The organism is Burkholderia orbicola (assembly GCF_900100915.1).
Taxonomy (GTDB): domain Bacteria; phylum Pseudomonadota; class Gammaproteobacteria; order Burkholderiales; family Burkholderiaceae; genus Burkholderia; species Burkholderia orbicola.
In genome coordinates this window covers 2913351-2932978 of the sequence record NZ_FNKW01000001.1, presented here as the reverse complement: position 1 = coordinate 2932978, position 19628 = coordinate 2913351, and the positions used below count along the sequence as shown (strand labels likewise).

The following is a 19628-nucleotide window of genomic DNA, read 5'->3' as shown; positions in this document are numbered from 1 at the left end:
CGTCAAGCCTCCCGCAGAGCGTAGGCGTGCGATCGATAAGCGTCCAATACAGGATTTGTCCGGTACGATAGAGATCGCTTATCGATGCCGACGCCGGGAGGAGACACCGTGGAACTGAGGCAGTTGCGCTACTTCGTGGCGGTCGCCGAGGAGCTGCATTTCGGGCGCGCGGCGAAGCGCCTGTTCATCTCGCAGCCGGCGCTGAGTTTCGACATCCGCAAGTTCGAGGACGCGCTCGGCGTGCAGTTGTTCTCGCGCACCAACAAGACGGTCGCGCTGACCAACGCGGGCGAGGTGCTGCTCGGCGAAGCGCGCCGGCTGCTGTTGCAGGCAGACGAAGCCGAGCGCCTGACGGTGCGCTCCGCGTCGGGGCTCGCCGGCCGGCTGCGCATTGGCTTCGTCCATTCGATGCTGTATCGCGGGCTGCCCGACGCCGTGCGGCGCTTCGAGGCCGACTATCCGGGCGTCGAGGTCGTGCTGAGCGAGATGAACACGCACGCGCAGGTGCAGGCGATCCAGCGCGGCCAGATCGATCTCGGCTATGCGCACTGGGGCCACTTCCCGCCCGACGTCGAATCGGTGCCCGTCTATGCGGAGCCGTTCGTGTGCTGCCTGCCGGTCGCGCATCCGCTCGCGCGGCGCAGGCAGGTCGCGCTCGCCACGCTCGCGACGGAACCGTTCATCCTGTTTCCGCGCGACGCCGCGCCGCACTATCACGACCTGATCATCGCGCAGTGCGTGAACGCGGGATTCAGTCCGCTGATCCGCCACGAGGCGCGGCTGTGGCAGACGATCCTGTCGATGATCGAGTTCGGGATGGGCATCGCGCTGGTGCCGCGCGTGCTGCAGCAGGCGAAAAGCGATCGGCTCGCGTTCCTGCCGCTGAAGGATGCGTCGCTCGAATCGCGCACGCTCGCGCTGAAACGCAGCGGCACCGCCGAACCGGTGGCGCTGCGCTTTGCCGGCTACGTGCGTGCGTCGATCGACGCGCTGCCTGAGCTGGCGGGCTGAGCGCGCGGCTCGCGATCCGGTGCTTGCGGCTATTTGAAAAAATTTGCAGAAAGGGCTTTACGAGCCCCAAAATCTCTGACATAATTTGATTCTTCTTTGGGCGGTTAGCTCAGCGGTAGAGCACTGCCTTCACACGGCAGGGGTCACTGGTTCGATCCCAGTACCGCCCACCAAAGAATTCAAGGGCCTGCGTCTCACGACGCAGGCCCTTTTCGTTTTGGCGTCGCGCGTGCCCTGCGCGACGCGGGCGCCGCGTCATTCGACGCTCGCGTCCGCACGCAGGAACCGGCTTACCGTGCGCGCCCCACCCGCTCCGCCGTCGCGTCGAACGCACGCTTCGCCTTGTCGACGATCTCGTCGACCTCCGCCTCGCGAATCACGAGCGGCGGCGACAGCAGCATCCGGTCGCCGGTCGCGCGCATGATCAGGTTACCGTTGAAGCAGAAGTCGCGGCAGATCGTGCCGACGTCAACGTCCGCGCCGAAGCGCTCGCGCCGCCCCCGGTCGCGCGCCAGTTGAACGCCGGCGACCAGCCCCGCTCCCGCAATCTCCCCGACGATCGGATGGTCGCCCAGCACGTCACGCAGCCGGCGCTGGAAATACGGCCCGATATCGGTCTTCACCCGCTCGACGATCCCCTCGTCGCGCAGCAGCTTCAGGTTCGCGACCGCGACGGCCGCCGCCACCGGGTGACCCGAGTACGTGAGGCCGTGATTGAATTCGCCGTTGTCGATGATCGGGCGCGCGACGCGTTCGTGAATGCCCACGGCGCCCATCGGCACGTAGCCCGACGTCAGGCCCTTGGCCATCGTGATCAGGTCCGGCTCGAAGCCGAAGTGCTGGTGCGCGAACCATTCGCCGGTACGGCCGAAGCCGCCGATCACTTCGTCGGCGACCAGCAGGATGTCGTACTTGCGGCAGATCCGCTCGATTTCCGGCCAGTACGTCGACGGCGGGAAGATCACGCCGCCCGCGCCCTGGAACGGCTCGCCGATGAACGCCGCGACGTTCTCCGCGCCGAGTTCGAGAATCTTCGCTTCGAGCTGCTGCGCGCGGGCGAGGCCGAACGCTTCGGGCGTCTCGCCCGGTTGCGCTTCGCCGAAGAAATACGGCTGGTCGATGTGCACGATGTGCTCGACCTTCGACGGCATCTGCTCGTGCATGTAGCCCATCCCGCCGAGCGTGCCGCCCGCTATCGTCGAGCCGTGATAGCCGTTCTTGCGCGAGATCACGTATTTCTTCTGCAGCTTGCCTTGCACGCGCCAGTATTGATGCACGAGTCGCAGCACGGTGTCGTTGCCTTCCGAGCCGCTGTTGCAATAGAAGAAGTGGTTGAAGCCGGCGGGCGTCACCTCCGCGAGCATCGCGGAAAGCTCGATCACCGGCGGGTGCGTGGTCTTGAAGAACGTGTTGTAGAACGGCAGTTCCTGGATCTGGCGATACGCGGCGTCGGCGAGCTCCTTGCGGCCGTAGCCGACGTTCACGCACCACAGGCCGGCCATCCCGTCGATCACCTTGTTGCCGTCCGAGTCCCACAGGTAGACGCCGTCGGCCTTCACGATCACGCGGCTGCCGGCGCGGTTGAGCGCGCCCATGTCGGAGAACGGGTGGATGTGGTGGGCGGCATCGAGCGCGCGAAAATCGGCGGTCGAGCGCGGCGGAAAAGCTTCGTTTCTATCGGTCATGGTTTCTCCGTCAAACAGCGCCGCACGCTTACACGTGCAGCAGCAGGTGCCTGCGTTCCCACGAGCTGATCACGCGGAAGAACGCTTCGTATTCGGTTTCCTTCAACGCCAGGTAGGCCTTCACGAACTTGTCGCCGAGGATGCCGGCGAGCGGCTCGCACGCGGCCATCAGCGAGATGCCTTCCTCGAGATTGCGCGGCAGCTGGTACGGCAGGTCGTAGCCGTCCGATGCGATCGGCTCGGTCGGCGCGAGCTGTTGCGTCATGCCGAGATAGCCGGCGGCGAGCGTCGCCGCGAACGCGAGGTACGGGTTGCAGTCGACGCCCGGAATCCGGTTCTCGATGCGTCGCGCGACGGGGCTCGACTGCGGAATGCGAAAGCCCACCGTGCGGTTGTCGTAGCCCCACTGCACGTTGATCGGCGCGGCCATGAAACGCGACAGGCGGCGGTACGAATTGATGTACGGCGCGAAGATCGGCATCAGCGCCGGCGTGTACTTCTGCAACCCGGCCAGATAGCTGCGGAACAGCGGCGACACGGCGCCGTTTTCGTCGGCGAACAGATTGCGCCCGGTGCGCATGTCCGCAAGGCTCTGATGAATGTGCATCGCGGAGCCCGGCTCGTTTTCCATCGGCTTGGCCATGAAGGTCGCGTACATGTTGTGACGCAGCGCGGCCTCGCGCACCGTGCGCTTGAACAGGAACACCTGGTCGGCCAGCGGCAGCGCGTCGCCATGCACGAAGTTGATCTCCATCTGCGCGGCGCCGACTTCGTGAATCAGCGTCTCGATATCGAGCCCCTGCATTTCGCAGTACTCGTAGATGTCCTCGAACAGCGGATCGAACTCGTTGACGGCCTCGATCGAATACGACTGGCGGCCCGTTTCCGCCCGCCCCGTACGGCCGACGGGCGGCCGCAGCGGCAGGTCGGGGTCGGCGTTCATGTCGACCAGATAAAACTCGAGCTCGGGTGCGACCACGGGTTTCCAGCCCTTCGCCTCGTACAGGTCGAGCACGCGGCGCAGCACGTAGCGCGGCGAGATCTCGACCGGCGAGCCGTCGAAATGCACGCAATCGTGGATCACCTGCGCGGTCGGATCAACCGCCCACGGGATCAGGCAGATCGTCGACGGATCGGGCACGCACACCATGTCGGGATCGGTCACGCCGGTCAGCGTGCCGTCCTCCGGATAGTCGCCGGTGACGGTCTGCACCATCACGGCCTGCGGCAGGCGCATCGATTCGCCGGATTCGAACTTGTTGCGCGGAATGATCTTGCCGCGCGCGATGCCGGCCATGTCGGGAATGATCGCCTCGACTTCGGTGATGCGGTGCTGTCGCAGGAATTCGCTCAGTTCGGGTTGCATGATCGGCCTCGTTGGTCGATGTCGATGTCGGATGCGGCCGGCGACGGTATCGCGCCGCCGGCCGCATGCATGCGGTGCGTCATGCGCGCGCGGCACGCCGCGCCGAATGCCGCGAAGATGTCGCGCGACAGCGGCTGCTCCGCGTAGCGCCATTCGGGATGCCACTGCACGCCCAGCGCGAATGCACGCGCGCCGCGCACGCTGACGGCCTCGACCAGCCCGTCGGGCGCGCTCGCTTCGACGGCGAGCCCGGCGCCCAGCCGCGCGATGCCCTGGTCGTGCAGGGAATTGACCGTCGCCTCGTGTGCGCCGCGCGCGACCCGCTGCAGCAGGCCGCCTGGCGCGAGCTGCACGACGTGCGCGGGACCGTACTGCCGTTCGAGCGGGTCGGCCGGCCGTTCGCGATGATCGTCGAAACCGGTCGTCGCATGCAGCCGCTGATGCAGCGTGCCGCCGTACGCGACGTTCAGCTCCTGCATGCCGCGGCAGATCGCGAGCACCGGCACGCCCGCGTCGATCGCCGCGCGGATCAGCGGCAACGCGGTCGCATCGCGCGCCGGATCGTGCAGCGTGCCGGGCGCGCTGGCGGCGCCGCCGTAATGATGCGGCTCGACGTTCGAATAGCTGCCGGTCAACAGCAGCCCGTCGATTGCCGCGACGATTGCGTCGGCCGGCTGCCGCGCGCCGAGCGCGGGCAGCACGAACGCCAGCGCGCCGGCGCCGTCGACAACGGCGGCGAGGTACTTCTCACCCGCCGTGTGGTTCGGATGGGCGCCGCGCAGGATGCGGTCGGCGGTGACGGCTACGATCGGTCGTGCGCGCATCGGCGTCTCTCCGGTGATGGCGCGCGACACGCTCGCGCGCGCAACGATGCAGGTTCGCGGGTACGCCGCACACGCGGACAATCGCGCAGCGCCAACGCCGGCGCAGGCGTGATCCTGCCGCGCGAATGCCGCGGCAACCGGCGGTACGGCCCCGGACGGAAGCGGAAAGGGGCGCTAGGGCAACAACGATGCGCTGCCGTCGCACTGCACCGCGCTGCACAGGTGCGCGGTCACGAGATTGAAGCGGCGCGGGCCGCGATGGGAAATGGCGAAGAAGCGAGGCTCGCGTAACGGGGCGGCGCGCGTGCCGCGATCAGCATGCCGGTTCGGCCCGGCCTGAGGCGGCGCGCCCGCCGACGGACTTCGCGTCCGGCGTATCGAAGGGCTGGCGGCTTTCACGATCGTACTCGACTGACTGATGGAGGCAGGACACGTGTCGCAATGCCGCGTGGCGACACGTCAGCAAGATGTCTCGCAGCGAATTCCGGCGCAGTCCGGCCATCGTCGATGGCCTCGCCGCCGGCGCGCGCGTGACGACTTCCTGACATTCAGCTTATATCACTTAAAAATTGCGTCAAATTTTCAGGGGTCGATGACGACATCGGTCAGACGAAAAAAACGGCATCGATCGCGCCGGATCGATGCCGTTTTGTGCATTGCGTCGGCTTGCCTGCTACGTGCCGACGGGGCGGAGCGCACTGCCCCGCCGCGCTGCCGCATGAAGGCATGCCCGCACTCAACGATGCGCGAGCGCGGTTTCGACGAGCGTCTGCAGCAGCGGCACGATCCGCGCTGCACGCGCTTCGTCGTAGGCGTACGGACGCGTCTCTTCCATGTAGGTGATCTGCGACAGTTCGAGCTGGACGGCCTCGACACCGGTCGAGGGCACGCCATAGTGACGCGTGATGTAGCCGCCCTTGAAACGCCCGTTCGCGACGGCCGTATAGCCGCCGTGTGCGAGCACACGCGCGGCCAGCGCTTCCGCGAGACCAGGCGCTGCACTCGCACCGCTCGACGTGCCGAAGTTGAAGTCCGGCAGGCGGCCGTCGAAGAAACGCGGCACGTGCGAGCGGATCGAATGCGCTTCCCATACGAGCACGCGGCCGTGTTCGCCCTTCAGGCGCGCGATCTCGCGTTGCAGCGCGTCGTGATACGGCAGCCAGTAGCGATCGCGGCGACGCATGATCTCGTCGTTGCCGGGCAGCGCGTTGGCCGGATACAGCGGCGCCTTGTCGAACGTATCGACCGGCACGAGCCCCGTCGTGTCCTGCCCCGGATACAGGTTCTCGTTGTCGGGCGGACGGTTCAGGTCGACGACGTAACGCGCATGCGACGGCACGAGGATCGATGCGCCGAGATCGGCCGCGAACCCGTACAGCCGCTCGAGATGCCAGTCGCAATCGTCGACGAAGCGCGCGTCGGGCGTCATCGTCGCGGCGATGTCGTCGGGGATGTGCGTGCCTGCGTGCGGAATCGAGATCAGCAGCGGCAGCGTGCCCTGCTTCAGCGTGAATACAGCCGGTTGTTCAGTCATGTCGCCTCACCGTAAGAGTCGGCCGGCGCACGCATGCCGCGTGCGCCGGTTGCCGCGCGTTCAGCGCAGCAGTTGCGCCAGCGCGGCGCGGTAGTCGGCATACGCGGCGGCTTCGTCGCGATGGCGGCGGCCGCTCACGACGCGCTCGCCGCCCGTGTAGACGTCGAGCACCGGCGTCTCGCCGTGCTCGGCGAACACGATGCCCGACAGCCATGCGGCGCTGTCGTGTTCGGCGATCGCCGGATGATCGGGATCGAGCACGAGCCAGTCGGCGCGGCAACCCGCGCGCAGCGCACCGATGCGCCGCCCGCTCGCCTGCGCGCCGCCCGCGAGCGACGCATCGAACAGGCGATCGGCGACGTGCGCCTGCGTGTCGCTCGCCAGCACGTTGCGCGCGCGGTGCACGAGCCGCTGCCCGTATTCGAGCAGGCGCAGCTCCGAGCGCCAGTCGACCGACGCGTGGCTGTCCGAGCCGACGCCGATCACGCCGCCCTGCGCGAGATAGTCGACGGCCGGAAATACGCCGTCGCCGAGGTTCGCTTCGGTCGTCAGGCACAGGCCCGCGACCGCGCGGCGCTTCGCGAGCGCCGCCGTCTCGGCCGCGTCGACGTGCGTCGCATGCACGAGGCACCAGCGCGCATCGACGTCGAAGCGATCGAGCAGCCATTGCACGGGGCGTGCGCCATAGGCGCGCACGCAGTCGTCGACTTCGGCCGTCTGCTCGGCGATGTGGATATGCACCGGCGCATCGCCGGGCAACCCTTCGAGCAGCACACGCAGCCCGTTCTCGGACACCGCGCGCAGCGAGTGCGGCGCGACGCCATAGCGCAACCCGCCATGTTCCGGCGCCACGCGACGCATCGCGTCGAGCAGTTCGAGCACGCCGTCGGGCGTGTTGATGAAGCGGCGCTGGTCGTCGCGCGGCGGCTTGTCGCCGAAGCCGGCGAACTGGTACGACACGGGCAGCATCGTGATGCCGATGCCGGCCGCGCGCGCGGCGTCGATCACGCGCGTGCCGAGCTCCGCGATCTGCGGATAGCGCGAACCGTCCTGCGCGTGATGCACGTAATGGAATTCGCACACCGACGTGTAACCGCACTTGAGCATCTCGACATACAGCCAGCGCGCGATCGCCGCGAGCGCGTCGGGCGTGATCTTCAGCGCGAAGCGGTACATCAGGTCGCGCCAGCTCCAGAAGCTGTCGGCGGGATTCGCGCGGTATTCGGTGAGCCCCGCCATCGCGCGCTGGAACGCGTGCGAATGCAGGTTCGGCATGCCGGGCAGCACCGGCCCGGCCGCGCGCGCGACGCCTGCCGGCGCATCGGTGTCGGGTGTCACGTCGGTCAGCGTGCCGGCGGCGTCCCAGCGCAGCAGCACGTTGCGGCGCCAGCCATCGGGCAGATAGGCATGGTCCGCGAACAACAGGGTGTCGGTCATTGCGTGTCCTCATCGACCGGATCGAGCGCTTGAGCAATCCCGTCCGGCCCGGTGCCGCAGCCGGCAGGCGCGAGCGCGTCGCGCCAGCGCCGGCCTCGCGGCGATCGACCGGAGTGCGCCCGTTGCGCACCGGCTCCGGTCCCCTGCAAAGCGTCGGCCGGGCTCGGTACGTCACGTACCGAGCCCGGTCCGTCGTCAAACTTATCCGTTCATCCGGCGAAACACGGTCGTGCCGCCGCGTACGACCTGCTCGCACAGCGGCCGGCCGATCCAGTACGCCAGCTCGGCCAGCGAGCCGACCGACCACGCGGCGAAGTCGGCCTGGCGACCGACCTCGAGCGCACCGTGGCGATCCGCGCGGCCCAGCGCCGCGGCCGCATGGCGCGTGACGCCCTGCAGCACCTCGGGCACCGTCATGCGGAACAGCGTACAGCCCATGTTCAGCGTCAGCAGCAGCGATTCGAGCGGCGACGTGCCGGGGTTGTGATCGGTCGCGAGCGCGATCGGCACGCCGTGCTTGCGCAGCAGCTCGATCGGCGGCAGCTGCGTTTCGCGGATGAAGTAGTACGCACCGGGCAGCAGCACCGCGACCGTGCCGGCCGCCTTCATTGCCTCGATGCCCGCTTCGTCGAGAAATTCGAGGTGGTCGGCGGACAGCGCGCGGTAACGCGCGGCGAGCGCCGTCCCGCCCGCATTCGACAGTTGCTCCGCATGCAGCTTCACGGGTAGCCCCCGGCGCGTCGCGGCCTCGAACACGCGCTCGGTCTGCGCGAGCGAGAAGCCGATGCGTTCGCAGAACACGTCGACCGCGTCGACGAGCCCTTCGTCGGCCAGCGTCGGCAGCATGCGGTCGCACACTTCGTCGATGTATTCGTCCGCGCGGCCCGCGTATTCCGGCGGCAGCGCATGCGCGCCGAGGAAGGTCGTATAGACGGTGACCGGGAAGCGCTCGCCGAGCTGGCGCGCGACGCGCAGCATCTTGCGCTCGCTCGCGAGGTCGAGCCCGTAGCCCGACTTGATCTCGATCGCGGTCACGCCTTCGGCGAGCAGCGGCTGCAGGCGCGCGGCGGCCTGCACGAACAGCGTCGTCTCGTCGGCCGCGCGCGTCGCGCGCACCGTCGACACGATCCCGCCGCCCTGCCGCGCGATTTCCTCGTAGCTGACGCCCGCGAGGCGCTGCGCGAACTCGTCGGCGCGCGTGCCGCCGTACACGAGGTGCGTATGGCAATCGACGAGCCCCGGCGTCACCCACGCGCCGTGCAGGTCCTCGCGCTGCCAGTGCGCGTAACCGTGCGGCAGCGCGGACAACGCGCCGAGCCACGCGATCGTGCCGGTTTCGTCGACGGCGATCGCCACGTCGTCGATCGTCTCGTCGGGATGGCCGTGCGGACACAGCTTCAGGTGATGCCAGACAGTCGGTTTCATGCGTTCAGTCTCGTTCGCCGACGGCGAGCGAGACGGCCAGCAGTGCGCCGCCTCCGCTCACGACGACGTCAAACGCACGCCGCGGCCCGTCGAGCCGCAACGTGTCCATGTCTTCCAGTGCGTAGTGCGTGCCGCCGAGATCGACGCTCACCGCACCGGCCGCGCAAAACAGCAGCACGGTATCGGCCGGCGCGACGCGGTGCATGCCCGCGCGCCACACGTCGAGCGCGCCACGCGCGGCCGAACGGCGCGTCATCAGGTTGAAGTCGCGCGTCGCGCCGTCGTGCAGCGTCGCGTCGATCACCGTCTCGCCCGCGAAATCCGCGCGGGCGAGCGGCGCATCGAGCACGTGGCGCGTGCCGCCCTCCTCGGCGAGCGTCATGCCCGCGCCGGACAGCAGCACCAGCGTGCGGTCGATACCGTCGAAACGCGAGAACGGCCCGGCCGTGCCCACGTCGGCGACGCTCACGCGCCACGCGAACGTATCGAGTGCCGCGCCGGGCGGGAACGCGCCGATTTCACGCGTCACGCCGCCGCCGTTCTTCCACGGCGACGCGACGAGATCCGCCGCGCGGATCAGCGCGACGGCCAGCGTCGCATTCCCCGGCGCGTGGTCGAGCGCCGTCATGCTCAGCGGCCGAGCATCGGCAGCTTCAGGCCGGCTTCGCGGGCCGTCTGCTGCGCGAGTTCGTAGCCGGCATCCGCATGGCGCATCACGCCCGTGGCCGGATCGTTCAGCAGCACGCGACCAAGACGCTCGTGCGCGTCAGCCGTGCCGTCGGCGACGATCACAACGCCCGAGTGCTGCGAGAAGCCCATGCCGACGCCGCCGCCATGGTGCAGCGACACCCACGATGCGCCGCCCGCGGTGTTCAGCAGCGCGTTCAGCAGCGGCCAGTCGCTCACGGCGTCCGAGCCGTCCTTCATCGATTCCGTCTCGCGGTTCGGGCTCGCGACCGAACCCGTGTCGAGGTGATCGCGACCGATTACGATCGGCGCCTTCAGCTCGCCGTTCTTCACCATCTCGTTGAATGCCTGGCCGAGGCGATAGCGATCCTTCACGCCGACCCAGCAGATCCGCGCCGGCAGGCCCTGGAACGCGATGCGCTCACGCGCCATGTCGAGCCAGTTGTGCAGGTGCGGATCGTCGGGGATCAGCTCCTTCACCTTCTGGTCGGTCTTGTAGATGTCTTCCGGATCGCCGGACAGCGCGACCCAGCGGAACGGGCCCTTGCCTTCGCAGAACAGCGGGCGGATGTACGCCGGCACGAAGCCCGGGAAGTCGAAGGCGTTCTCGACGCCCATTTCCAGCGCCATCTGGCGGATGTTGTTGCCGTAGTCGAGCGTCGCCGCGCCGCGTTCCTGCAGCGCGAGCATCGCACGCACCTGGACGGCCATCGACTGCTTCGCGACCTTCACGATGCTCTGCGGGTCGACCTTCTGCGCTTCGCGCCATTGCGCGACGGTCCAGCCTTGCGGCAGGTAGCCGTTGATCGGGTCGTGCGCGCTCGTCTGGTCGGTCACGCAGTCCGGCGTGATGCCGCGCGTGACGAGTTCCGCGAACACGTCGGCCGCGTTGCCGAGCAGGCCGATCGACACCGGCTTGCCGGTGCGCTTCGCTTCGTCGATCATGCCGAGCGCTTCGTCGAGCGTCGTCGCCTTCTTGTCGACGTAGCGCGTCTTCAGGCGGAAGTCGATGCGCGTCTCGTCGCATTCGACCGCGATCATCGAGAAGCCGGCCATCGTCGCGGCCAGCGGCTGCGCGCCGCCCATCCCGCCCAGGCCGCCCGTCAGGATCCAGCGGCCCGACGGATCGCCGTTGAAGTGCTGGTTCGCGACCGAGAAGAAGGTTTCGTAGGTGCCCTGCACGATGCCCTGGCTGCCGATGTAGATCCAGCTGCCGGCCGTCATCTGGCCGTACATCATCAGGCCCTTGCGGTCGAGTTCGTGGAAGTGATCCCAGTTCGCCCAGTGCGGCACCAGGTTCGAGTTCGCGAGCAGCACGCGCGGCGCATCCTTGTGCGTGCGGAACACGCCGACCGGCTTGCCCGACTGGATCAGCAGCGTTTCGTTTTCCTCGAGATCCTTCAGCGACGCGAGGATCTGGTCATAGCATTCCCAGTTGCGCGCCGCACGGCCGATACCGCCGTACACGACGAGCGCATGCGGATGCTCGGCAACTTCCGGGTCGAGGTTGTTCTGGATCATCCGGTAGGCCGCCTCGGCCAGCCAGGTCTTGCAGGTCTTTTCGCTGCCGCGCGGCGCGCGGATCGTGCGCGTCGGATCGAGACGGGGATCGATGTGTTTCGGATGGTTCATGACGACTGCTCCCGAAGGAAATTGAGGATCAAATAGGAATCAGAAATGCCCGGTGAAGCGATAACGGCTGCCGGGATGCCACAGATTCGCCACCGAGGCGACGACGCCCTGCGACCAGGTGCGCCGATGTAAAACCAGACACGGCTCGACACCGTCCATCCGCAGCTGCTCGCGCCGCTCCGGCGCCGGGGCCGCCGCTTCGATCCGGTACTCGACGCGCTGCAGCGGCGCCGCGCGCATCAGGTACTGGTTCGGCGTCGTGTTCGTGAAATCCTGCTCGGCGTAATCCGGCGCGACCGCCGGATTCACCCACCGTTCTTCGAGCTGCACCGGCTCGTCGTTCTCGAAGTGCAGCACCTGCGAATGAAACAGCTTCGTGCGCACGGCCACCTGCATCTCGTCGGCGAGGGCCTCGTCGGCGCGGATCGTGTCGAGCCCGAGCACGCTCGCGCGGTACGCATGCCCGCGCGCGCCGACTTCCTCGGAGATACTGCGGATCGCCACCAGCGTCGACTCGTACTTCGGCCGCGCGACATAGGTGCCCGCGCCCTTCATGCGCGTGAGCACCTGCTCGGCCGTCAGCTCGCGCAGCGCGCGGTTGACGGTCATGCGCGCCACCTTGAACTCGCGCGCCAGCTCGTTCTCGGACGGCACCTGGTCGCCCTCCTCCCACTCGCCGGCATGGATGCGGGCCAGGATGAAATCCTTGATCTCCTGGTAGACCGGCGCACTCATCGGCTTACTGTTCCGACGCGAACGAGAACGGCGCGACCTTCGCGAACGCGCGCTCGCCGACCAGCTTCGCGATCACCGCGATGTCCGGTGCGAAGTAGTGGTCGAGTTCGTAGTGCGCGACCTTGCCGCGGATCGTCTCCATCACCGGCGCGAGCTTCGGGCTCGTGTGGTACGGCGCGCGCAGGTCGACGCCTTGCGCGGCGGCCAGCAGTTCGATCGCGAGGATGTGCTTGGTGTTGTCCGCGATGTCGGCGAGCTTGCGCGCGGCGAACGTCGCCATCGACACGTGGTCTTCCTGGTTGGCCGAGGTCGGCAGCGAGTCGACCGATGCCGGGTGCGCGAGCGTCTTGTTTTCCGATGCCAGCGCGGCGGCCGTCACGTGCGCGATCATGAAGCCGGAGTTCACGCCGCCGTCCTTCACGAGGAACGGAGGCAGGCCCGACAGCGTCGCGTCGATCAGCAGCGCGATGCGGCGTTCGGCCAGCGCGCCGATTTCCGCAGCAGCCAGCGCGAGATTGTCGGCCGCGAACGCGACGGGCTCCGCGTGGAAGTTGCCGCCCGACAGCACTTCGCCGGTGTCCGGGAAGATCAGCGGGTTGTCCGACACGGCGTTCGCTTCGACCAGCAGCACGTCGGCCGCATGGCGCATCTGGTCCAGGCACGCGCCCATCACCTGCGGCTGGCAGCGCAGGCTGTACGGGTCCTGCACCTTGTCGCAGTCGCGGTGCGACTGGTTGATCGGCGAGCCTTCGAGCAGTTCGCGGTACGACGCGGCCGCGTCGATCTGGCCTTGATGGCCGCGCAGTTCGTGGATGCGCGCGTCGAACGGCTTCACCGAACCGGCTGCCGCGTCGACCGACAGCGCGCCGGCGACGAGCGCGGTGCGGTACAGGTCCTCGATCGCGAACATGTTGTCGAGCGCCAGCGCGGTCGACGCCTGCGTGCCGTTCAGGAGCGCGAGGCCTTCCTTCGCCTGCAGCGTCAGCGGCGCGAGGCCCGCGACGCGCAGGCCGTCCAGCGCACTCGCGCGCTCGCCGCGGATGAACACTTCGCCGACGCCGAGCAGCACGGCCGACATGTGCGCGAGCGGCGCGAGGTCGCCCGATGCGCCGACCGAACCCTTCACCGGGATCAGCGGCAGCACGTCGGCGTTGAACAGCGTGATCAGCGCATCCATCACTTCACGGCGGATGCCCGAGTGGCCGCGGCCGAGGCTCGACAGCTTCAGCGCCATCAGCAGGCGCACCGACGAACGCGCCATCGGCTCGCCCACGCCGACCGCGTGCGACAGCACGAGGTTCTTCTGCAGCAGTTCGAGCTGGTCGTGCGGGATGTGGGTGCTGGCCAGACGGCCGAAACCCGTGTTGATGCCGTAGGCCGGCTCACCCTTCGCGGCGATGTCGGCGACGGCCTTCGCGCCCGCGTCGATCTTCGCGAAGCTGGCCGGGTCGAGCTTCAGTTGCACGGGTTCGCGGGCGATCCGGCGCAGTTGCGGGAGAGTCAGGTGGCCGGGGGTCAACGTAATCATGTGAGCAATCCTGTCTAGACAAGTTCGGAATGGATTGAAGTGTAGCCATCGGAACTTGTCTAGACAACCCGTTTTTCAATATTCCGGCCTCAGGAGTTTCCCTGATGCCGGCGCGGCCCGGCAGGCCGGTCGGCGCGATCCGGCGCTTAACATGTGTTGCAATTATTTTGTCTTTGGCAACATACGAATCATCACTCGCCACGGAGACCGTCATGCCCTTCCCGTCCCGATTCGCCGCCCGCCTCGGCCGCCCCCTGCTCGTCGCCGCATGCGCGCTCGCGTGCGGCGTATCCGTCGCCGCCGAGCCGCTGTCCGGCACGCTGGAGAAGATCCGGCAATCCAACCTGATTTCGATCGGTCATCGCGAAACGTCGGTGCCGTTCTCCTATGTCGACGCGGGCGGCAAGGTCATCGGCTTCTCGCAGGACCTGTGCGACCGCGTGATCGCCGCGGTGAAGGCGCGCACCGGCAAGCCCGACCTGCAGGTGCGCTTCATTCCGGTCACGTCGCAGAACCGCATTCCGCTCGTGCAGAACGGCACCGTCGATCTCGAATGCGGCGTGACGACCAACCTCGCCGCGCGCCATGCGCAGGTCGCGTTCTCGACCACCTTCTTCGTCGCGACGACGCGCCTGCTCACGCGCACCACGTCGGGCATCCGAGACTTCCCCGATCTCGCCGGCAAGACGGTCGTGACGAACCAGGGCACGACGTCCGAACGCCTGCTGCGCAAGATGAACGAGGAAAAGAAGATGAACATGCAGATCATCAGCGCGAAGGACTACGGCGAAGGACGCCTCACGCTCGAATCGGGCCGCGCGGCCGCATACATGATGGACGACGTGCTGCTCGCGGGCGTGCGCCAGCTCGCCGCGAAGCCGGCCGACTGGCAGCTCGTCGGCACGCCGCAATCGTCGGAAGCCTACGGGTTCATGCTGCGCAAGGACGATCCGCAGTTCAAGGCGCTCGTCGACGGCGTGCTCGTGCAACTGATGAAAAGCGGCGAGATCAACGCGCTGTACGACAAATGGTTCATGAAGCCGGTGCCGCCGAAGGGCCTGTCGTTCGACTTTCCGATGAGCGACGTGATCAAGGCGCGTTACGCGGCGCCGAACGACGCGCCGCTCGAGTAAGCGCCGCGCGTCAACTGCGGCTTATGCGCGCGTCCACGCGACGCACGCCGCGTAGCCGGGCGCCGCGTCGAGCCATGCCGCGTCGAACGCGGCGACGCCGGCAGCGGGCGCGGTGGGCTCGACGATCGTCGTCGCGGGCGTCGCCGCGTCGCGCGGCGGCACGACCGCGAACGCGCGCAACCCGCCGACGATGCCGGTGCCGAGCGCCTTGAGCAGCGCCTCCTTCGCGGACCACACCCGCATGAATTCGCGCTCGCGCGCGCCGGGCGGCAGACCGTCGAGATACGCGACCTCGGTGGGCGCGCACACTTCGCGTGTCAGCGCGCGCCAGTCAGCCGCGCGGTGGCAGCCCTCGATATCGACGCCGACGCGGCCCGCCGGCGCCCACGCGATCAATGCATGATCGCCCGCGTGCGACACGTTGAAGTCGAGCGACGCACGATGCGCGCGGTCCAGCGACGGCCGCCCCGCCGCGTCGACGACGATCTCGACCGCGTGCGGCGCGATGCCGAGCGTCGCGCCGAGCACGTCGCGCAGCGCGGCGCGCGTCGCGGCGCTGCGTACCGCATCCTCGTGCCGCAGGAAGCGCGCGGCGCGTGCGCGCTCGTCGTCGTTCAGCGCCGCGTACGCGGGCGACACGAGCGGCACGCGCCAGTCGAAATCGACGCGCGCGATCCGCACGCCGGCCCGCGCCGCGGCAGGCGGCACGTCGAGTGCGTGCACGCGCCATGCGCGCGGCGTTTCAACGGGAGAAGCGGAATCGGACGGAATGGACATCGGCGCGCGGCAGCCTGTGTTCTGGAACGAAACGTCCGATGTTAATCGATCGCGCCGGCCGGCGGCCGGCGACTGCAGCAGGCTCGTGACACGAACGAGGCTGCGCGTCATGCTCGCATACGCTGGATCACCCGTTCGCGGCGATGCCCGGCACGCCGCTCCCCGTCACCCGCCCGCGCGACGCCGGATGCAGCGCGTGCACGACGCCCGGCGCATCGGCCGGCAACACGCCGTGTTGCAGCCAGTACAGCGCGACGGGCCACAACGTGTCGGTGAAGCGGCTGTGGAAAAACGCGAAATGACCGATCGCGTCGACGCCGATGTCGGCCGGCGCGATCCGCAGATGCGTGACGTTGCTGCCCGTGTAGTAGCCGACCAGCCGCTCGATCGCATCGACCGTGCCGAACGCGTCGTCGTCGATGCCGACCGCGAGCATCGGCGCCGACAGCCCCGCAAAGCGCGCCGGCAACGCGGCGCGGCTCGCGCCGCTGTCGTCCAGCACGCGACCGACGTAGCCCTCCTCGAAACGCGGCTGCGAACGCGCCCACGACAGCGCGATACCGCGCGGCGTGTCCTCCATCCAGCCGAGCCGCTTCGCGGGCACGTAGCCGAACACGGCCGCGAGCGCCGGCATCGCGACATGCCACTTCCACCACATGCGGCGCCGCTCGGCCGGCAGATAGTCGCGCCAGTACGCGTACTGCGCGCCGACGGTCACCGCATGCCGCACGTGCACGTTCGATGCGGCGAGGCCGAGCACGCAGCCGCCGATGCTGTGCGCGACCACATCGAGCGGCTGGCCCGGAAACGCATCGCGCGCGTAGTGCAGCGCGGCCTCGCAATCGAGCCGCCCCCAGTCGAGCCAGTTCGCGCTGAGCTTCGCAAGCCGCGCCGGACGCGACCCGCCGATGCCGCGATAGTCGTAGACGAGCACGTCGCGCCCCTGCGCGAACAGCCAGGCCGCGAAACGAAAGTAGTAGTCGCAGCGCACCGACGTCGCGCAATTGACGACCGTCACGGGCCGCACGGCGCCGCCGCCGCGATGGCGCCAGACATGGCCGCGCAGTTCGTAGCCGTCGGCTGCGTGCAGCGTCACGGGCTCGGGCGGCAACGCGCCCGCCGCGCGACTGCCCTGCGCCGCGTCGCTTTCCTCGTTCGAAATCGTCATCGTGTCTCCTGTCGATCCCCAGTTAGCGCTTTAGCGCTTACTGGGGTCCCATGCATCGCTGTCGGTCCGAGTTGGCGCTTTAGCGCTTACTTGGACCCCATGCATCGCTGTCGGTCGGAGTTAGCGCTTCAGCGCCTACTCGGCCCCGTCCTCCGCGATCACCCAGCCTCCATTGAACTTGACGCGTGCCGCGTTCTCAACCAATCTTGCTGCTCCGTTCGCATGAGTCACGCGCATGTCAACGCCACTCGTCCGTCTCCCGTCGCTCGACCTCGTCCGCGGTTTCGTCGCCGTCGGCCGCCGCATGAGCATCACGCTCGCCGCGCAGGATCTGTGCGTCACGCAGTCGGCGGTCAGCCGCCAGGTCCATGCGCTCGAAGCGCATCTCGGCGTGACGTTGCTGCAGCGCGGCTACCGGAAGATCGCGTTCACGCCGGAAGGCGAACGGCTGTTCCGCGTCGCCGATGCGGCGCTGCTCGGCCTGCAGGACACCGTCGCGTCGCTCGCCGTGGCGCGCGAGCGCCAGCCCGTGACGATCACCGCCAGCATCGGCGTGATCGCGCTGTGGCTGCTGCCGCGGCTCGGGCGGCTGCAGGCGCGGCTGCCCGGGATCGACCTGCGCGTCGCCGCGAACGACAAGGTACTCGATTTGCGCGCCGAAGGCATCGACCTCGGCATCCGCTACTGCCCGCGCGAGCGCGCGCCGGCCGGCGCGCTGCGCCTGTTCGACGAGATCGTCGTGCCGGTCGCGCACCCGGCGCTCGCCGCGCGACCGGTCACGAACGCGGCCGCGCTCGCCGATCACGTGCTGCTCGAATTCGACGGGCCACCGCAACCGCAGCTACAGTGGCACGCGCACCTGCACGCGGCCGGGCTCGGCGACGCGCGCCCGAAAGGCGTGCTGCGCTTCAACCAGTACGACCAGGTGATCCAGGCCGCGATCGCGGGCCAGGGCATCGCGCTCGGCCGGCTCGCGCTCGTCGCGCCGATGCTCGCCGACGGCCGGCTCGCGGTGCTCGGGCCGCACACGCAGACGCTGTCGCAGACGTACGGCTACTGGCTGTTCCAGCACGATCCGGCCCCGCGCCGCGAAGTCGCCGACGTGCGCGACTGGATGCTCGCCGAAGCAGCCGAATGCGATGCGGCGATGCGTGCGCACGATACGACGTCGGCCTGAGCCGGCGCGGCGGATGCGCGTGACCACCGGCAACCGCCATCGCCCCTTCACATTCCCGTGACGCATGCCAACCTGACCGAATGATCGCTTGAGCGACGGCCGCCCTGCTCGTCTAATCGGATCGAGCGCGGCCGTTTCGTCGCACCTTCATCCGGAGACACGCATGACCCCGATCGAGCAGGAAGTCCGGCGCCGCTGGCTGCCCGTGCTGGCAGGCGGCCTGATCATGGGCGCCGCGCTCGGCATCCGCCACGTGCAGGGCCTGTTCCTCGCGCCCGTGTCGCTCGACCACGGCTGGTCGCGCGAAGCGTTCGGGCTCGCGCTGGCGCTGCAGAACCTGATCTGGGGCGTCGCGCAGCCGTTCACCGGAATGGTCGCCGACCGCTTCGGCTCGGTGCGCGTAATCGTCGCCGGCATGCTGCTGTATGCGGCCGGGCTCGTCACGATGGCGCAGGCGGCCACGACCGGCCTGTTCACGGTCGGCGCCGGGCTCGTGATCGGCGTCGCGCTGTCGGGCTCCGCGTTCGCGTCGATCTACGGCGCGCTGAGCCGCCTGTTTCCGCCCGACCGCCGCGGCTGGGCGCTCGGGGTCGCCGGCGCGATCGGTGGGCTCGGCCAGTTCTGCATGGTGCCCGTCGCACAGGAATTGATCGGCGGCATCGGCTGGCGGCACGCGTTCATCGCGCTGGCGCTCGTCGCCGCGCTGCTCGCGCCGCTCGCCGTGCTGCTGCGCGACCGGCCCGCGCAGGCGGCCGGCGCCGCTGCCGGCACCGACCAGTCGATCGGCGAAGCCGCGCGCGAGGCATTCGCGCATCGCGGCTTCTGGCTGCTGAACGCGGGCTTCTTCGCGTGCGGCTTCCAGCTCGCGTTCATCGCGACGCACCTGCCCGCGTACCTGCTCGACCACGGGTTGCCGGCGCGCCACGCGAGCGTCGCGCTCGCGCTGATCGCGCTGACCAACGTGGCCGGCACTTACGCGTGCGGCCATCTCGGCGGGCTGCTGCGGCGCAAGTACGTGCTGTCGGTGCTGTACCTCGTGCGCGCGCTCGCGATGGCCGCGTTCGTCGCCGCGCCGCTGTCGCCCGCGAGCGTCTACGTGTTCGCGGCCGTGATGGGGTTCACGTGGCTCGGCACGGTGCCGCTGACGAACGGCGTGATCTCGCAGGTGTTCGGCGTGCGCTACATCGCGACGCTGTTCGGCTTCGTGTTCTTCGGGCACCAGCTCGGCAGCTTCTTCGGCGTGTGGCTCGGCGCACTCGTGTACGACGCGACGCACTCGTATATGCCGCTGTGGATCGGCTCGATCGCGCTCGGCGTGCTCGCGGCGCTGCTGCATCTGCCGATCGACGACGCGCGCGTCGCGCGCCCGGCATCGGGCCGCGCGGCATGGGCATGATCCGCGCGGCGCTGGCCGCCGGCACGCTCGCGTTCGTCACGTGGTGCGGCGCGGCCTACTTCGATTCGGGCGTCGCGTACGCGCTGCTCGAGCACGTCGCGTTCTGCAATTGA

The 19628-nt window shown here is 68.8% G+C and carries 17 protein-coding genes and 1 tRNA gene; 6 read left to right on the top strand and 12 right to left on the bottom strand.

Annotation, left to right across the window (positions count from 1 at the left end; all coding sequences use genetic code 11):
- Positions 1–108 precede the first annotated feature (108 nt).
- Together BLS50_RS14050 and BLS50_RS14045 are read left to right on the top strand one after the other, a co-directional pair.
- A complete protein-coding gene (locus tag BLS50_RS14050; RefSeq protein WP_074802459.1) occupies positions 109–1011 on the top strand; it encodes a LysR family transcriptional regulator in 903 nt (300 codons plus the stop codon).
- Positions 1012–1109: 98 nt separating this feature from the next.
- Positions 1110–1184 (top strand) — tRNA-Val (locus tag BLS50_RS14045).
- A gap of 117 nt (positions 1185–1301) precedes the next feature.
- On the opposite strand, the gene BLS50_RS14040 is transcribed toward BLS50_RS14045, so the two are convergent.
- The 10 genes from BLS50_RS14040 to hutH form a co-directional block, all read right to left on the bottom strand.
- Entirely contained in the window at positions 1302–2696 is a 1395-nt protein-coding gene (locus BLS50_RS14040; RefSeq protein WP_074802458.1) for an aspartate aminotransferase family protein, read from the bottom strand.
- A gap of 28 nt (positions 2697–2724) precedes the next feature.
- Complete coding sequence (locus BLS50_RS14035; protein WP_011549431.1) at positions 2725–4062, bottom strand: glutamine synthetase family protein; 1338 nt, start codon at positions 4060–4062, stop codon at positions 2725–2727.
- Positions 4047–4886 (bottom strand): gamma-glutamyl-gamma-aminobutyrate hydrolase family protein, encoded by an 840-nt coding sequence (locus BLS50_RS14030; protein WP_074802457.1) that lies wholly within the window; start codon positions 4884–4886, stop codon positions 4047–4049. Before BLS50_RS14030 ends, BLS50_RS14035 begins: the two co-directional genes overlap by 16 nt.
- Positions 4887–5622: 736 nt before the next feature.
- Positions 5623–6420: an N-formylglutamate deformylase gene (gene hutG, locus BLS50_RS14020; protein WP_027811112.1), complete on the bottom strand. Its 798-nt coding sequence runs from the start codon at positions 6418–6420 to the stop codon at positions 5623–5625.
- A gap of 60 nt (positions 6421–6480) precedes the next feature.
- Positions 6481–7857: a formimidoylglutamate deiminase gene (locus tag BLS50_RS14015; RefSeq protein WP_074802455.1), complete on the bottom strand. Its 1377-nt coding sequence runs from the start codon at positions 7855–7857 to the stop codon at positions 6481–6483.
- A gap of 201 nt (positions 7858–8058) precedes the next feature.
- Positions 8059–9282 carry an imidazolonepropionase gene (gene hutI / locus BLS50_RS14010; protein WP_074802454.1) on the bottom strand — a complete coding sequence of 408 codons (1224 nt, stop codon included), beginning with the start codon at positions 9280–9282 and terminating at the stop codon, positions 8059–8061.
- A gap of 4 nt (positions 9283–9286) precedes the next feature.
- Positions 9287–9910: a HutD/Ves family protein gene (locus tag BLS50_RS14005; RefSeq protein ID WP_074802453.1), complete on the bottom strand. Its 624-nt coding sequence runs from the start codon at positions 9908–9910 to the stop codon at positions 9287–9289.
- A 2-nt stretch (positions 9911–9912) separates the two neighbouring features.
- On the bottom strand, positions 9913–11601 hold the full coding sequence (hutU, locus tag BLS50_RS14000; RefSeq protein ID WP_011549425.1) for a urocanate hydratase: 1689 nt from the start codon (positions 11599–11601) through the stop codon (positions 9913–9915).
- Positions 11602–11640: 39 nt separating this feature from the next.
- Positions 11641–12336: a histidine utilization repressor gene (hutC, locus tag BLS50_RS13995; protein ID WP_006478342.1), complete on the bottom strand. Its 696-nt coding sequence runs from the start codon at positions 12334–12336 to the stop codon at positions 11641–11643.
- A 4-nt stretch (positions 12337–12340) separates the two neighbouring features.
- Positions 12341–13864, bottom strand: coding sequence for a histidine ammonia-lyase (gene hutH, locus BLS50_RS13990; protein ID WP_006478341.1), 1524 nt, complete (start codon positions 13862–13864; stop codon positions 12341–12343).
- Positions 13865–14076: 212 nt separating this feature from the next.
- On the opposite strand from hutH, the gene BLS50_RS13985 reads away from it, so the two are divergent.
- Positions 14077–14997, top strand: coding sequence for a glutamate/aspartate ABC transporter substrate-binding protein (locus BLS50_RS13985; protein WP_074802452.1), 921 nt, complete (start codon positions 14077–14079; stop codon positions 14995–14997).
- Positions 14998–15018: 21 nt separating this feature from the next.
- Here BLS50_RS13985 and BLS50_RS13980 read toward each other — a convergent pair whose 3' ends face one another.
- Together BLS50_RS13980 and BLS50_RS13975 are read right to left on the bottom strand one after the other, a co-directional pair.
- Complete coding sequence (locus BLS50_RS13980; protein ID WP_074802813.1) at positions 15019–15774, bottom strand: 4'-phosphopantetheinyl transferase family protein; 756 nt, start codon at positions 15772–15774, stop codon at positions 15019–15021.
- A gap of 127 nt (positions 15775–15901) precedes the next feature.
- Complete coding sequence (locus BLS50_RS13975) at positions 15902–16942, bottom strand: alpha/beta hydrolase family protein (RefSeq protein ID WP_074802451.1); 1041 nt, start codon at positions 16940–16942, stop codon at positions 15902–15904.
- A 235-nt stretch (positions 16943–17177) separates the two neighbouring features.
- Between BLS50_RS13975 and BLS50_RS13970 the strand changes: the two genes are divergently transcribed.
- From BLS50_RS13970 to BLS50_RS36330, 3 genes are all read left to right on the top strand, one after another.
- A complete protein-coding gene (locus BLS50_RS13970; protein WP_074802450.1) occupies positions 17178–18119 on the top strand; it encodes a LysR substrate-binding domain-containing protein in 942 nt (313 codons plus the stop codon).
- A 163-nt stretch (positions 18120–18282) separates the two neighbouring features.
- Positions 18283–19515, top strand: a complete 1233-nt coding sequence (locus BLS50_RS13965; RefSeq protein WP_074802449.1) for an MFS transporter — start codon at positions 18283–18285, stop codon at positions 19513–19515.
- Positions 19506–19628, top strand: coding sequence for a hypothetical protein (locus BLS50_RS36330; protein ID WP_256334005.1), 123 nt, complete (start codon positions 19506–19508; stop codon positions 19626–19628). Before BLS50_RS13965 ends, BLS50_RS36330 begins: the two co-directional genes overlap by 10 nt.

Coding starts and splice junctions, on each gene's coding strand:
- BLS50_RS14040 (WP_074802458.1), bottom strand. CDS start 2,696: ATGACCGATAGAAACGAAGCTTTTCCGCCGCGCTCGACCGCCGATTTT.
- BLS50_RS14035 (WP_011549431.1), bottom strand. CDS start 4,062: ATGCAACCCGAACTGAGCGAATTCCTGCGACAGCACCGCATCACCGAA.
- BLS50_RS14030 (WP_074802457.1), bottom strand. CDS start 4,886: ATGCGCGCACGACCGATCGTAGCCGTCACCGCCGACCGCATCCTGCGC.
- hutG (WP_027811112.1), bottom strand. CDS start 6,420: ATGACTGAACAACCGGCTGTATTCACGCTGAAGCAGGGCACGCTGCCG.
- BLS50_RS14015 (WP_074802455.1), bottom strand. CDS start 7,857: ATGACCGACACCCTGTTGTTCGCGGACCATGCCTATCTGCCCGATGGC.
- hutI (WP_074802454.1), bottom strand. CDS start 9,282: ATGAAACCGACTGTCTGGCATCACCTGAAGCTGTGTCCGCACGGCCAT.
- BLS50_RS14005 (WP_074802453.1), bottom strand. CDS start 9,910: ATGACGGCGCTCGACCACGCGCCGGGGAATGCGACGCTGGCCGTCGCG.
- hutU (WP_011549425.1), bottom strand. CDS start 11,601: ATGAACCATCCGAAACACATCGATCCCCGTCTCGATCCGACGCGCACG.
- hutC (WP_006478342.1), bottom strand. CDS start 12,336: ATGAGTGCGCCGGTCTACCAGGAGATCAAGGATTTCATCCTGGCCCGC.
- hutH (WP_006478341.1), bottom strand. CDS start 13,864: ATGATTACGTTGACCCCCGGCCACCTGACTCTCCCGCAACTGCGCCGG.
- BLS50_RS13985 (WP_074802452.1), top strand. CDS start 14,077: ATGCCCTTCCCGTCCCGATTCGCCGCCCGCCTCGGCCGCCCCCTGCTC.
- BLS50_RS13980 (WP_074802813.1), bottom strand. CDS start 15,774: ATGTCCATTCCGTCCGATTCCGCTTCTCCCGTTGAAACGCCGCGCGCA.
- BLS50_RS13975 (WP_074802451.1), bottom strand. CDS start 16,942: ATGACGATTTCGAACGAGGAAAGCGACGCGGCGCAGGGCAGTCGCGCG.
- BLS50_RS13970 (WP_074802450.1), top strand. CDS start 17,178: ATGTCAACGCCACTCGTCCGTCTCCCGTCGCTCGACCTCGTCCGCGGT.
- BLS50_RS13965 (WP_074802449.1), top strand. CDS start 18,283: ATGACCCCGATCGAGCAGGAAGTCCGGCGCCGCTGGCTGCCCGTGCTG.
- BLS50_RS36330 (WP_256334005.1), top strand. CDS start 19,506: ATGGGCATGATCCGCGCGGCGCTGGCCGCCGGCACGCTCGCGTTCGTC.